Below are 273 nucleotides of genomic sequence, written 5' to 3'. Positions count from 1 at the left end.
GAAGCCAATCTTTCGAAAACGAATGAAGGAAAAAGCCAATGACCGCCCCATTGAAGTTTCGAAAAATGACTATTCGTGACGTGGATGTAGTGTACGAAATTGAAAAGAACTCGTTTACGCTTGCTTGGACAAAAGAGGCGTTTGAACAAGAGATGTTGAAAAATGAATTTGCGTACTATGTATTGGCTGAAACGGAAGAAGGGGTCATTGGTTATTGTGGCATGTGGCTTGTGATGGATGAAGCGCATATTACGAATATTGCCATCTCCCCCC

Annotated in this window: 1 protein-coding gene; it reads left to right on the top strand. The window is 42.1% G+C overall.

The features are described from left to right. Window positions 1-38: 38 nt before the first annotated feature. Window positions 39-273, top strand: a 235-nt coding sequence (locus SB822_RS57065) for a GNAT family N-acetyltransferase (protein ID WP_410859102.1), incomplete at its 3' end; no start/stop codon positions are given.

It is taken from the genome of Paraburkholderia sp. SIMBA_054, assembly GCF_046534875.1.
GTDB classification, from domain to species: Bacteria; Pseudomonadota; Gammaproteobacteria; order Burkholderiales; family Burkholderiaceae; genus Paraburkholderia; species Paraburkholderia hospita.
Note: the sequence above shows the minus strand (reverse complement) of the source record. Positions and strands in the feature narration are given on the sequence as shown.